Here is a 262-nt window from a genome sequence, read left to right on the forward strand (position 1 = left end):
GCGCGCGGGCGGTTTCGTGCTGACCGCCGAGGGCCAGCGCCTGCTCGCCTACGCGGACGCGGTGGAAACCACGGTGCAATCGGCGAGCGAGCAATTCGCGCTGGGCGCGCAATCGCTTTCAGGGCACGTTCGGGTGGGATCGACCGAAGGCTTCGGCTGCTTTTTTCTCGCGCCGCAACTCGCGCGCTTCACGGGTCAGCATCCCGACATGTCGATCGATTTGCTGCCGGTGCCGCATTTCGTGAGTCTGTCCAAACGCGAG

The 262-nt window shown here is 65.6% G+C and carries 1 pseudogene; it reads left to right on the forward strand.

From position 1 onward, the window contains the following. A pseudogene (locus SB772_RS42290) lies at nucleotides 1-262 on the forward strand (LysR family transcriptional regulator); the annotation flags it as partial.

The sequence above is a fragment of the Paraburkholderia sp. SIMBA_030 genome, assembly GCF_046535245.1.
Classification (GTDB): Bacteria; Pseudomonadota; Gammaproteobacteria; order Burkholderiales; family Burkholderiaceae; genus Paraburkholderia.